Raw genomic sequence first — 13,586 nt, 5'->3', positions numbered from 1 at the left:
ATTTAATTAAAATTAATAGATTTATTAATTAATAAATAATTTAATTTAATTAATTAAAAATCAATAAAAAATTATTATATTTTTAAAAAAAATTTAAATATAAATATTTTTAAATTAAAATTATTTGTCAATATATTATTTATTATTAATAATAATTTGGAGATTAAAAATGAATAAAATAATTTATTGTTTTTTTTTTAAAAAATACAAAGAATCTCAAGATTCTAAATTATATCCAGGAAATTTAGGAGATAAAATTTATAAAAATATTTCTAAAAAAGCTTGGAACTTATGGAAAAAAAAACAAACTATTTTAATTAATGAAAATAATTTAGATATGATAAATTTAAAACATCAAAAATTTTTAGAAAAAAAAATGATTAAATTTTTATTTAAAAAATAATTTTTTATTTTTTTTAAATAAATTTTTTAATTTAATATTTAAAAAAATAAATATAATTTTATATATTTTATAATATAATTATATTTATATAAAAATTATAATAATATATATAATTAAAAAATAAAAATAAATATAATAAATTATTTATTTAATAATAAATTTATATATTAATTATATAAATAATAATATTTTTTAATTAAAATAATTTTATTATTTTTTTTTAATTTTAAAAAATTAGAATTTATCTTTATTAATTATTATTAATTTAAAATTAATTTATATATAATATTTTTATACTAAAAATAAAAATTTTATTTAATTTAATAATTAATATTTTTATAAATATTTAAATAAAATTTATTAAATAATATAATTAATTATTATATAATTAATTATATTATTTTATTAAAAATAAAATTTTTTATTAATTATTAAGTAATAATAAAATATTAAATTTTAATTTTTATATTTTATAATAAATTTAATATTTATTAATTATATATAAAATTTCTAAAACTTAAATTATTATTATTTATTTTTTTAATTTTTTATATTTAATTTTTTTAAAAAAAACATTAATTTAATTAATATTTTATAAAAAATTATATTTATAAAAAATAATATATAAAATATATATAATATTTTAAAATTTAAAGTTTTAAAATAATAAATTAAAATATATAAATAATAATTTATAAAAATTAAAAAAAAATTATATAAATAATTTTAATTATAATGGCAATAAGTAATAGCAGTTGCTAAAGCATCAGATGAATCTTCTTTAATATCAAAAGATATTTTTAATAAAAATTTTATCATATATTGTATTTGTTTTTTAGTTGCTTTTCCAGTACCAACTATAGCATTTTTTATGGTACAAGTAGAATATTCAAATACAGGAATATTATATTTTGTTATTAAAAATAATATTGCTCCTTTTACTTGACTTAATTTTAATCCAGAACTTATATTCTTATTTGAAATAAATACTTTTTCAATAGCACAATAATCTGGTTTAAATTTATTAATAATTTTATCAAGATAATTACAAATTAAATTTGTACGAAATAAAATATTTTTGTTATTAATTTTTATTAATCCACTTGTTATATAATTAATAGAATTTATATCATAAGATATAATTCCATATCCAGTAATTAATGAACCAGGATCAAGACCTAAAATAATACTCATATAATTAATCTTTTTTATTATAAATTAAGTTTTAATAATAATTTATTAAAATTTTATAATTAATTATAAAATTTTTAATAAATATTTATTTAATAAATATTTTATTTATTAATAAATAAAAAATTTTATATTTTTATATAAAATAAATTATTTATTAATCAATAAAACTTGGAGCTCCCATCATAATATCTGTTGCAGATGTACTTTTAGGAAATGTAATAACATCTCTAATATTTTTAGTATTTGTTAATAACATAATTATTCTATCAAGACCTAAAGCTAATCCTAAATGAGGTGGTGTTCCATATTTTAATGCTTCTAAAAAAAAACCAAATTTTTTTTCTTGATCTTTTAAACTAATATTTAATATATTAAAAATATTTTTTTGTAAATTAATATTATTAATTCTTACAGATCCTCCACCTATTTCGTAACCATTAATAACAAGATCAAAAGCATTTGATATACATTTTAATGGATTTACATTTATTATTTTTTCAAATTTTTCTTTTGGAGAAGTAAATGGATGATGCATAGAAGATAATGTTCCATCTTTATTTTTTTTAAACATTGGAAAATTAACAATCCATAAAGGTGACCAAATAGATTTATCATATAAATTTAATTCAGATCCAATATAACATCTTAATTTTCCTAAAACATTATTTACTATTTCAGTATAATCAGCATTAAATAATAAAAGGTCTCCATTATTTGTATTTGTTTTAATAAAAATTTTTTTAAGTATTTTAATTGGTAATATTTTAGATAAAGATCCTTCTATTTTTTCTGATTTTTTATTAATAGAATAAATTTTTATCCAAAAAAAATTTTTAGATCCACATTTTTTAGAAAATTCATAATATTCTATAATTTTTTTATTATTAATTTTTACTCCATTAGGTATTTTTAATATACTAATACGACTATTATTAATTTTAGAAAATTTATAAAAAATATTAATATTATTTTCTTTAAACAAATCCTTTATATCTATAATTTCTATTTTATTTCTTAAATCTGGTTTATCTGATCCAAAACGACGAATTGCATCATAATAATTTATTTTTTTAAATTTTCCTATATTTATATTTAATATTTTTTTCCAAAGAATTTTAATAAGATTTTCTATTAATTTAAAAAAATTTTTATTAGTAATAAATGATGCTTCTATGTCTATTTGAGTAAATTCTGGTTGACGATTTGATCTAAGATCCTCATCTCTAAAACATCTAGCAACTTGATAATATCGATCAAATCCAGAAATCATTAATAATTGTTTAAACATTTGTGGTGATTGAGGTAAAGCATAAAATTTATTTTTATGAATTCTACTTGGAACAATATAATCTCTTGCACCTTCTGGTGTAGATTTAGTTAAAATAGGTGTTTCAATTTCTAAAAAATTTTTATTAATTAAATAATTTCTTATTAAATTAGTAATTTTTGATCTTTTTTTAAATATTTTTAAATTATTTACTTGACGAAGATCTAAATATCTAAATTTTAATCTCATATCTTCTGAATTATTTTTTTTTAAATTTATAGGAAGACTTTCAGAAGTATTTAAAATATTAATATAATCTATTGATATTTCAATATCACCAGATTTTTTTTTTAAATTTATTTGATTTTTAGGACGCATACATACTTTACCAGTTAATTGTATACAAAATTCATTACGTAATTTTTTTATTATAATAAATAATTTTTTTTTATTAGAACAACAACTAGCTTGAATTAAACCTGTTATATCTCTTATATTAATAAATATTATTCTTCCTAAATTACGATAAGAATCAACCCAACCACATAAAGTTACTATTTTTCCAATATCACTATTTTTTAATTCATTACAATATACAGTTCTCATTTATATTCCTTATAATTAATATTAATATAAATTAAATATAAAAATCTTAAATTATAAAAAATATTTAATTTATATAAAAATATATAATATATAATTTTATTATATAAAATGTTTTATAATTAAAATATAAAAATAAAGATATTTTTATAATTTAAGATTTTTATATTTAATAATAATATTTTTTAAAAATATATAAATTATTATTTAATAATATAAAAAATTTTAATAAAAAATTTTATAAGAAATTTTATGAAAAATTAATTTAATAAATTATTAAAATAAAATAAATTTAATAATTTATTAATTTAAATTTATTAGTTTTTTAGAATAGATTATTTATTAATATAAATTTTTTATAAAATAAAAAATTAATTAATATAATATTAATATTATTAAATAATATTAATATAAATATTTTTATTTATTTAAAATAAAAATATTTTAATGTTATATTAATTTATATATAATTATTTATTTATAATTATTTAAAAATTTTAAAAAAAATAAAACACTATTATATTTTATATTATAAATATTTATTATATTTTATATTATTATATAAATATATTTTATATTATAATTTTATACTTAAAATTAAAAAATTTTTTAATATTTTATAAAAAACTATAAATAATTTAATTATTATTTTTTTTATAAAAAAATAATTTTAAATAAAAATATTATAATATTTTTATTTAAAATTATTTATATATTAATTTTATTAGAATAAAATAATTTTTACTAAAAATTATAATATATCATATTTTTTTATTTATTTTAATTATTTAAATTATATATAAATATATAAGTATTTTAAAATATAAAAATTTAACATATATACTTATTAAATATAAATAAAACAATAATATTTTATTATATATATAATATCAATAAATAATTAATTATAATTATTTTATTTAATTTTAAAAAAAAATATGTATAAAAAAATATATTTTTTTTAATATAAAGAAATAATAAGTTCTAGTTCAACAATATTTGATTATTAATCTAATATTATTATTTTATATCAAACATCTATTACATTAATTTATCTAAAAATATATTGGTAAAATTTAATCCATTAGAAATATTAAATAATTAAATATATTCTTATATAAAAGTTTTAAAAAAATAATATTAAGTTTAATCAAATTATAATTATTAATATCATAAATCAAATAAAAACTACTATAGTTTATAATAAAAAAATTAAAAAACTCATATATAATGTTATAGTTTGGAAATATAAAATAATATTTAAATTTTGCAAAGAAATTAAAAAAATTTTATGTAAAATTATATATATAACAATATTAGATTAATAATAAATCTATATTTTTCCATAACAAAAAATTAAATAAATTTTATATAATATAAATAGAGTATTATAAGAGGCAAAAAAATAAATTACTATTTTGGGACTTTTGATAATTAGATCATATGAAATATAAATAATAAAAAATATTATTTTAGATAGTATACTAATACTATTAGAACAATGATTTTTTAATATTTATAAATTAATTTAATATGATTAAATTTTAAAAATTATAAATATTTTATATTATATTTTACATATAATAAAATTATTTTTATATTTTTATATAAAAATAAATTTTTTTAAAAAATATTAAAATTTTTATTTTTTATATAATAATTTATAAATAAGTATAATTATTTTGTTATTTATGTATTTCTAAAATAATTAAAAAAATATATATAGAACTAATTGTTTTTTACTTATTAATACTAAAAAAATTTTTATAAAATCTTATAATAGATTATTAATTATTATTATTTATTAGTCATAATAAACAAATATATTATGCATTATAAGTATCTATATTTATAGTTAAATTAAATATTTAATGGTTAAAATATAAAATAAAATTTATTAAAAATATTAAATATTTAGAATATTTTACAAAAAAAATAAAAAATACTAATAGTGTGTATATTTTACCAGTATTTACTAGTTTATAGACTCAATATTGAAATTTAAATATTAGTAAAATAATTTTAAGTATTACTAGAAAAACAAACAAATATATTATTATAAGAATAACTTTAGAATTTATTGAATTTTAAATAAAAAATTTAATTAAATTAATATAATTAGATTAAAAGATAAAAATAAAATTATTATATATTGATATTAATATTATAAAAAATAATTTTTTTATTAAATTTCAAACAGATATTTTTTAAATTTTTTGAAAAAAATTTTTTACAAAAGAAATAACTACATTAAGAGCTATATATTTATAAAGATTATTAATATATTTTTGGAAAAAGATAAAAAATATATTAAAAAATAAAATTATTAATAAATTAAATTAATAAAAAAAATAATTCTTATTATAAATATAAAAAAATAATTAAAAAATTTACAAAATTTTTATAAAAATTAAATATATTAAAATATTTAAATAAATTTTTATTTAATAAAATAAATTAAACATTTTTTAAAAATTTAAGTAATTAATATAAATTTATTATTTTAAGGTATTTATGTCAATATTAAATATATTACATTATCCAGATAAAAGATTACGTAATAAATCTTCTTTAGTAAAAAAAATTGATAATAATATAAAAAAAATTATTAATAATATGATTCATACAATGCATGCTAATAATGGTATAGGACTTGCTGCTCCTCAAATAAATATTCATAAACAAATAATTATTATAAATATTTCAAAAAATAATAAAAAAAATTTAGTTTTAATTAATCCTAAAATAATTAAAAAAACTGGAAATATTGGCATCATAGAAGGATGTTTATCATTTCCTGGTAAAGAAATATTTATATATAGATCAAAATATATTACTGTAAAAGCAATAAATTTTTTAGGACAATCTTTTAAAATAAAAACAAATGGATTATTATCTATATGTATTCAACATGAAATAGATCATTTAATGGGAATTTTATTTATTGATTATTAATTTTTATTAAAAATTAATAAAAAAAATATTTTTAAAAGGAAAAATTTTGAAAAAATTACGTATATTTTTTGCTGGTACTAGAAAATTTGCTGAAAGTCATTTAAAAGCATTAATTAATTCAAATCATAAAATTATTGGAATTTTTACAAAAAATGAAATTTTTTTTAAAAAAAAAAATTATTTATTTAAAAATCAAATTAATGAATTAGCTATTAAAAATAATATACCAATTTTTAGACCAAAATCTTTATTATTAAAAAGTACTCAAGATATTATAAAATTTTTTAAACCAGATATTATAGTAGTAGTTTCTTATGGATTAATTTTTCCAAAAAATATTTTAAATTTACCTCCATTAGGTTGTATAAATGTACATGCATCATTATTACCTAAATGGAGAGGAGCAGCTCCTATTCAAAGATCTTTACTTTATGGAGATAAAAAAACTGGTATAACTATTATACAAATGAATTCAGAATTAGATTCTGGAAATATAATTAATCAAATTGAATGTAATATAAAATATAATGATACAAGTTATACTCTTTTAAAAAAATTAAAAAAATTAGGTTCTAATTTTTTAATAAAAACTTTAAATAAAATTTATAATGGAAATTATTCTTCTGTTCCTCAAGATATAAAAAATATAAGTTATGCAAATAAAATAAATAAAAAAGAAGCTAAAATAAATTGGAATTTATCTGCAAAAATAATTGATCGTTATATACGATCTTTTAATCCATGGCCTGTAAGTTATTTCATTAGTAATGAAAAAGAAATTATTAAAATATTTAAATTAAAAATTATAAAAAAAAAACATAAAGATATACCTGGAAAAATATTATATGTAGATAAAAAATCTATACAAATTTCTACTGGTTCTGGAATTATATCTCCTATAATTTTACAACCAGAAAATAAAAAAATTATGTTTTGTAGAGATTTTTTAAATTCTAGAAAAAAATATTTTTTTCCAGGAATAATATTAAAGAATTAATTTTAAAAATTTAATAATAAAGATATTATTTTTATAAATTTTTTTTAAATTATAATTTAAATTATTTTTTAATAAATAATTTAAATTATTAATTTTTTTAATTTAAATAAATTAAAATGGAATATCATCATCAAAATCTATAGGTAAATGATTTTCTTTTTTATTTTTTAAATTATCATCAAATAATTTTTCTTTATTAGGAATAAATTTTTCTTTTTTTAAATTATTATTTTCTAATTTATTTTTTGAAAAAAATTTTTGTGAAATATCTTTTTTTTCAAAATTGTTTCTACTATTAAGCATATACATAGTTCCATTAGCATTAACTAATATTTCTGTAATATATCTATCATTTCCATTTTGATCTTGCCATTTTCTTGTTTGTAATGAACCTTCTATATAAACTTGAGATCCTTTTTTAAGATATTCTCCCGCTATTTCTGCTAATTTTCCAAAAATAACTATTCTATGCCATTCAGTTTTTTCTTGATTTTCTCCTGTATTTTTATTTTTCCAGGATTCTGATGTTGCTATAGAAAAGTTTGCTACAGTACTACCATTAGGTATATATCTGATTTCTGGATCTTGTCCTAAATTTCCTATTAATATTACTTTATTGATTCCCTTATTAGCCATAAATTTTCCTAAATTTTTATATTTTTAAAAAATAAATTATATTTAATATATTAAATATTTTAAATATATTATTATAAAGATTTTTTAATATAATTAATTTTTATATAAAATTAATTATAATTAAATTCTTATAAATTATAATAAATTATAATTTTTTAAAAAATTATAATTTATTAATTTTAATTAAAAAAATTAATTAAACTTATTTTATTTATTATATATAATGTTTTATAATATAAACTTTATATATAAAAAATATTATATATATTTATATATTATATATAAAATAAAAATTTTATATATAATTTTATTTAAATTTTATTTTATAATATCTTTAATTTAATAACAATTATTTTATAATAAAATTTAAAAATATTTATTTATATTAATTATTTTTATTTTATATATATAAAAAACTATTTATTTAAAAAAAAATTATTTAATTTTTAATTAATATTTAATTTAAAAAAAATAATTAAATATTTATAATTAATTTTTTTAATATAAAAATATAAAATTTTATTTATTTAGTATTTTAATAAATATTAAAAGGAACATGAAATGAAAACTACTAAATTAGTAATAATACGTCATGGAGAAAGTCAATGGAATTTAGAAAATAAATTTACAGGATGGACAGATATCGATCTTTCTAAAAAAGGTTTAATAGAAGCAAAAAAAGCTGGAATTTTATTAAAAAAATTAGGTTTTTCTTTTGATTTAGCTTATACTTCTATATTAAAACGTTCAATAAATACTTTACATATAATTTTAAATGAATTAAATCAATTATATATACCAATAAAAAAATCTTGGCGTTTAAATGAAAGACATTATGGTGCTCTTCAAGGATTAAATAAAAAAGAAGTATCAAAAAAATATGGAAATTGTCAAGTAGAAAAATGGAGAAGAGGTTTTTTTGATATTCCTCCTAAAATAAATAAAAATGATAATCGTTTTCCAGGAAATAACTTACCTTATATTAATATAAAAAAAAAACTTTTACCTGTTTCTGAAAGTTTAGAATATACTGTTAAAAGAGTATATAAATATTGGAATAAAGAAATATTTCCTAAATTAAAAATAAATAAACATATTATTATATCTGCTCATGGAAATTCTATTCGTGCTATAATAAAATTAGTAGAAAATATTAAAGAAAAAGATCTTTTTCACATAAATATACCAACAGGTTCTCCTATGATTTATGAATTTAATAAATCATTTGAACCTATAAAAAGATATTTTTTATAAAAGTTTTATATAAAAATATAATTTATAATTATTCATTTAATACTTATTAAAATAATTTAATGTAAATTTTATATAAATTAATAATTTAAAATTATTAATAATATATAAAATTATTTATTTTATTTATTTTTTTAAATTATTTTAAATTATTATATAAATAATAAATAATAAACAATATATTAATAATATTAATATTTATTTTTAATAAATTTTAATATAATATATTTATAAAATTTATTTAATAATAAAATATATTTTTTTATTTTTATAAAAAAATATATTAAAATTAATTTTAAAAAAAATTAAAATAAAATAATAAAAATTATATTTATTATTTATTTTATTTAAATCATTTATTATATAAATAATTAATACTAAAATATTTTAAATAAAAAAAGAGGATATTAATATATGAAACTTCGGTATCTTACTATATTTTTATCAGTTTTAGCTATGGCTACTAGTAACGTTAATGCTACTGAAATTTATAATAAAGATAATAGTAAAATAGATTTATTTGGACAATTAACAGGATTACATTATTTATCTCATGATAAAGATTTAAGTGGAGATCAATCTAATATTAGTTATGGAATTTATGCAGAAACCCCACTTAATGATAAATTAAATGCTTTTGGTGTTTGGGAATATAAAGCAATGCTTCATTCTTCTCAAAATAGAATTACTCAAGATCATAAAACAGTTTTAGGTTATGCAGGTGTAAATATAGGAGAACATGCAAAATTTGATTTTGGTAAAAATTTTGGAATAATGCATGATATAGGATCATGGACATCTCAATCACAAGAATTTGGAAGACATGTTTCTTGTATTGATAATTTTTTTTCTAGTAGATCAGCAAATATAGCAACATATAGAAATGATAATTTTTTTGGTTTAGTAGATAACTTAAATGTAGCAATACAATATCAAGGAAAAAATAATAATTTATATAAAAATCCAAATAAAAAAGTTATTAGAGAATTTGGAGGGGAAGGATATGGATTTTCTATGATTTATGACTTTAAAAATGGAATATATGCAGGTGCAGCCTATACAAGTGTTAATGCAAATAATAACCAACAATTTTTACAAATTGAAGAAAAACATACTAAAGATAGTGAAGCATATTCTCTTGGAATAAAATATGAAATAGATAATACTTATTTTGCTATTTTATATGGAGAAACTAGAAACATTACTCCATTTGGAAAAAATGATAATAATCCAGTTTCTTTAAATAATCTATATGGATTAATTAATAAAGCAAAAAATATAGAATTTCTTGCACAATATGAATTTGAATCAGGTTTACGTCCATCTATAGGTTATGTACATAGTCAATGGAAAGATAAAAGCTCTGGAGAAAGACAAAAATTAAAAGAACATCTTGAAATAGGTACAAGTTATGTTTTTAATAAAAATATAACAACTTTTATAAATTATCAAATAAATCTTTTAAAAGATAATTATTTTTTACGAGCTTCATCAATTTCAACAGATAATATAGTAGCATTAGGTATGAGTTATGTATTTTAAAAATTTTTAAATAAAAATTTTAATATAAAAAAATATGCAGAATAAAGTATTATTCTGCATATTTTTTTTAAAAGTTTTAAAAAAATGCCCGAACTTGGAATCGAACCAAGGACACGGGGATCTTCAATCCACTGCTCTACCAACTGAGCTATTCGGGCTTAAAAATAATTTTTTAAAATTACATATACAGGGGTAGAGAGACTTGAACTCTCAACAATCGGTTTTGGAGACCGGTATTCTACCATATTGAATTATACCCCTAAATATTTTTAATAAATTTATTTATTTTCGGTGCGGACGGGACTCGAACCCGCGACCTCCGGCGTGACAGGCCGATATTCTAACCAACTGAACTACCGCACCTAATATTTTTTTATATTTTTATAATTTAAAAATAAATAAGTTTATTAAAAAAATTTTTATGCTTGACAGTTCCCTACTCTCGCATGGGGAAACCCCAAACTACCATCGGCACTACGACGTTTCACTTCTGAGTTCGGAATGGTATCAGGTGGTACCATCGCGCTATTTCTGTCAAGCAAAAATTTATTTTTAATAAACTTATATTATATTTTTTTTAAATTTTTAAATTTATTTATATTTATAAATAAATTTTGGAGCTAAGCGGGATCGAACCGCTGGCCTCCTGCGTGCAAAGCAGGCGCTCTCCCTTCTGAGCTATAGCCCCCTCTTTTTTATTTTTTTAAGAGGTAAAAAATATTTATATATTTTTCTTAGGCATGAGTGGACTCGAACCACCGACCTCACCCTTATCAGGGGTGTGCTCTAACCAACTGAGCTACAAGCCTATTAAAATATAATTATTTATATCAGATAATTTGTGTGGGCATATCATAATACTAAATTCAATTAACTACAATAGTAAGGAGGTGATCCAACCGCAGGTTCCCCTACGGTTACCTTGTTACGACTTCACCCCAGTCATGAATCACAAAGTGGTAAGCGCCTTCCTAAAAAAAAGGTTAAGCTACTTGCTTCTTTTGCAACCCACTCCCATGGTGTGACGGGCGGTGTGTACAAGGCCCGGGAACGTATTCACCGTAGCATTCTGATCTACGATTACTAGCGATTCCGACTTCATGGAGTCGAGTTGCAGACTCCAATCCGGACTACGACGTACTTTATGAGATTTGCTAACTTTTGCAAGATTGCTCCTCTTTGTATACGCCATTGTAGCACGTGTGTAGCCCTATTCGTAAGGGCCATGATGACTTGACGTCATCCCCACCTTCCTCCGGTTTATCACCGGCAGTCTCCTTTGAGTTCCCGACTTTACTCGATGGCAACAAAGGATAGGGGTTGCGCTCGTTGCGGGACTTAACCCAACATTTCACAACACGAGCTGACGACAGCCATGCAGCACCTGTCTCAAAGTTCCCTAAGGCACTAAAACATTTCTGTTTTATTCTTTGGATGTCAAGAATAGGTAAGGTTTTTCGCGTTGCATCGAATTAAACCACATGCTCCACCGCTTGTGCGGGCCCCCGTCAATTCATTTGAGTTTTAACCTTGCGGCCGTACTCCCCAGGCGGTCGATTTAACGCGTTAGCTACGAAAGCTATAGCTCATGGCTACAACCTTCAAATCGACATTGTTTACGGCATGGACTACCAGGGTATCTAATCCTGTTTGCTCCCCATGCTTTCGTACATGAGTGTCAGTTTTTGTCCAGGGGGTCGCCTTCGCCACTGGTATTCCTCCAGATCTCTACGCATTTCACCGCTACACCTGGAATTCTACCCCCCTCTACAAAACTCTAGATAATTAGTTTCAAATGCAGTTCCTAGGTTAAGCCCAGGGATTTCACATCTGACTTAATTAACCACCTGCGTACGCTTTACGCCCAGTAATTCCGATTAACGCTTGCACCCTCCGTATTACCGCGGCTGCTGGCACGGAGTTAGCCGGTGCTTCTTTTGTAGATAACGTCAGTTAAAAATGTTATTTGCATTTTTAATTTCTTCTCTACTGAAAGTGCTTTACAACCCTAAGGCATTCTTCACACACGCGGCATAGCTGCATCAGGGTTTCCCCCATTGTGCAATATTCCCCACTGCTGCCTCCCGTAGGAGTCTGGACCGTGTCTCAGTTCCAGTGTGGCTGGTTATCCTCTCAGACCAGCTAGGGATCGAAGTCTAGGTGTGCTTTTACCAAACCTACTAACTAATCCCGTCTGGGTTCATCTAATGGCATGAGGTTTCTTTTTAAGGAAATCCCCCACTTTGGTCTTTCGACTTTACGCGGTATTAGCTATCGTTTCCAATAGTTGTCCCCCTCCATTAGGCAGATCCCCAGATATTACTCACCCGTTTGCCGCTCGCCGTCAAAAAAAAGCTAAGCCTTTTTTTACGATGCCGCTCGACTTGCATGTGTTAGGCCTGCCGCTAGCGTTCAATCTGAGCCATGATCAAACTCTTCAATTTAAAGTTTATTTAATAATTTTCTAAAATATTTTTAAAAAATAAAATATTTTAGTGTATAAAATAAATTGATTTTAGTTTATGTATGCCCACACAAATTATCTGATAAATTTTTAAAGAACTTTATATATTTTTTTATAATAAAGAAATTATACTTGAATTTTATACATAGTCAAGCTTATTAATTTTTTTTATATAAAAAAAATTAAATTAATATTCTTTTTTTATTAAAAAATAAAATTAAATATTATTAATATAATTAAAATATATTTTATTAAAATTTTATAAAAAAATAAA

At 18.7% G+C, this 13,586-nt stretch carries 8 protein-coding genes, 5 tRNA genes and 2 rRNA genes; 5 read left to right on the top strand and 10 right to left on the bottom strand.

Going from position 1 to position 13,586, the window contains the following annotated elements; translation table 11 throughout:
• Positions 1–169: 169 nt before the first annotated feature.
• Positions 170–403: an oxidative damage protection protein gene (locus AB4W47_RS00190; protein ID WP_367670635.1), complete on the top strand. Its 234-nt coding sequence runs from the start codon at positions 170–172 to the stop codon at positions 401–403.
• Positions 404–1,129: 726 nt separating this feature from the next.
• Here the strand turns inward: AB4W47_RS00190 and ruvC are convergent.
• Both ruvC and aspS read right to left on the bottom strand, forming a co-directional pair.
• Positions 1,130–1,597: a crossover junction endodeoxyribonuclease RuvC gene (gene ruvC, locus AB4W47_RS00185; RefSeq protein WP_367670634.1), complete on the bottom strand. Its 468-nt coding sequence runs from the start codon at positions 1,595–1,597 to the stop codon at positions 1,130–1,132.
• A gap of 154 nt (positions 1,598–1,751) precedes the next feature.
• Positions 1,752–3,470 (bottom strand): aspartate--tRNA ligase, encoded by a 1,719-nt coding sequence (gene aspS / locus AB4W47_RS00180; RefSeq protein ID WP_367670633.1) that lies wholly within the window; start codon positions 3,468–3,470, stop codon positions 1,752–1,754.
• Between the two features lie 2,511 nt (positions 3,471–5,981).
• Here aspS and def point away from each other — a divergent pair.
• The gene (gene def / locus AB4W47_RS00175) at positions 5,982–6,422 is read left to right on the top strand and encodes a peptide deformylase (RefSeq protein ID WP_367670632.1); all 441 of its coding nucleotides are present in this window, start codon (positions 5,982–5,984) and stop codon (positions 6,420–6,422) included.
• Positions 6,423–6,468: 46 nt separating this feature from the next.
• Positions 6,469–7,419, top strand: a complete 951-nt coding sequence (fmt, locus tag AB4W47_RS00170) for a methionyl-tRNA formyltransferase (RefSeq protein ID WP_367670631.1) — start codon at positions 6,469–6,471, stop codon at positions 7,417–7,419.
• Between the two features lie 111 nt (positions 7,420–7,530).
• Here the strand turns inward: fmt and ssb are convergent, their stop codons facing one another.
• On the bottom strand, positions 7,531–8,055 hold the full coding sequence (gene ssb, locus AB4W47_RS00165; RefSeq protein ID WP_367670630.1) for a single-stranded DNA-binding protein: 525 nt from the start codon (positions 8,053–8,055) through the stop codon (positions 7,531–7,533).
• Positions 8,056–8,616: 561 nt separating this feature from the next.
• Between ssb and gpmA the strand changes: the two genes are divergently transcribed.
• Together gpmA and AB4W47_RS00155 are read left to right on the top strand one after the other, a co-directional pair.
• On the top strand, positions 8,617–9,309 hold the full coding sequence (gpmA, locus tag AB4W47_RS00160; protein ID WP_367670629.1) for a 2,3-diphosphoglycerate-dependent phosphoglycerate mutase: 693 nt from the start codon (positions 8,617–8,619) through the stop codon (positions 9,307–9,309).
• Between the two features lie 411 nt (positions 9,310–9,720).
• On the top strand, positions 9,721–10,848 hold the full coding sequence (locus tag AB4W47_RS00155) for a porin (protein WP_367670628.1): 1,128 nt from the start codon (positions 9,721–9,723) through the stop codon (positions 10,846–10,848).
• Between the two features lie 85 nt (positions 10,849–10,933).
• Here the strand turns inward: AB4W47_RS00155 and AB4W47_RS00150 are convergent.
• The 7 genes from AB4W47_RS00150 to AB4W47_RS00120 all read right to left on the bottom strand — a co-directional run bounded on the left by AB4W47_RS00150 (position 10,934) and on the right by AB4W47_RS00120 (position 13,292).
• Positions 10,934–11,006 (bottom strand) — tRNA-Phe (locus tag AB4W47_RS00150).
• A 29-nt stretch (positions 11,007–11,035) separates the two neighbouring features.
• A tRNA-Trp gene (locus tag AB4W47_RS00145) sits at positions 11,036–11,109 on the bottom strand.
• 28 nt (positions 11,110–11,137) lie between these two features.
• Positions 11,138–11,211: transfer RNA gene (locus AB4W47_RS00140), tRNA-Asp, on the bottom strand.
• A gap of 60 nt (positions 11,212–11,271) precedes the next feature.
• Positions 11,272–11,387 (bottom strand): 5S ribosomal RNA (gene rrf / locus AB4W47_RS00135).
• A gap of 76 nt (positions 11,388–11,463) precedes the next feature.
• A tRNA-Ala gene (locus AB4W47_RS00130) sits at positions 11,464–11,536 on the bottom strand.
• A 47-nt stretch (positions 11,537–11,583) separates the two neighbouring features.
• Positions 11,584–11,657 (bottom strand) — tRNA-Ile (locus AB4W47_RS00125).
• A gap of 74 nt (positions 11,658–11,731) precedes the next feature.
• A 16S ribosomal RNA gene (locus AB4W47_RS00120) occupies positions 11,732–13,292 on the bottom strand.
• Positions 13,293–13,586 lie beyond the last annotated feature (294 nt).

The sequence above is a fragment of the Sodalis-like secondary symbiont of Drepanosiphum platanoidis genome, from assembly GCF_964059955.1.
Lineage (GTDB): Bacteria > Pseudomonadota > Gammaproteobacteria > Enterobacterales > Enterobacteriaceae.
Note: the sequence above shows the minus strand (reverse complement) of the source record. Positions and strands in the feature narration are given on the sequence as shown.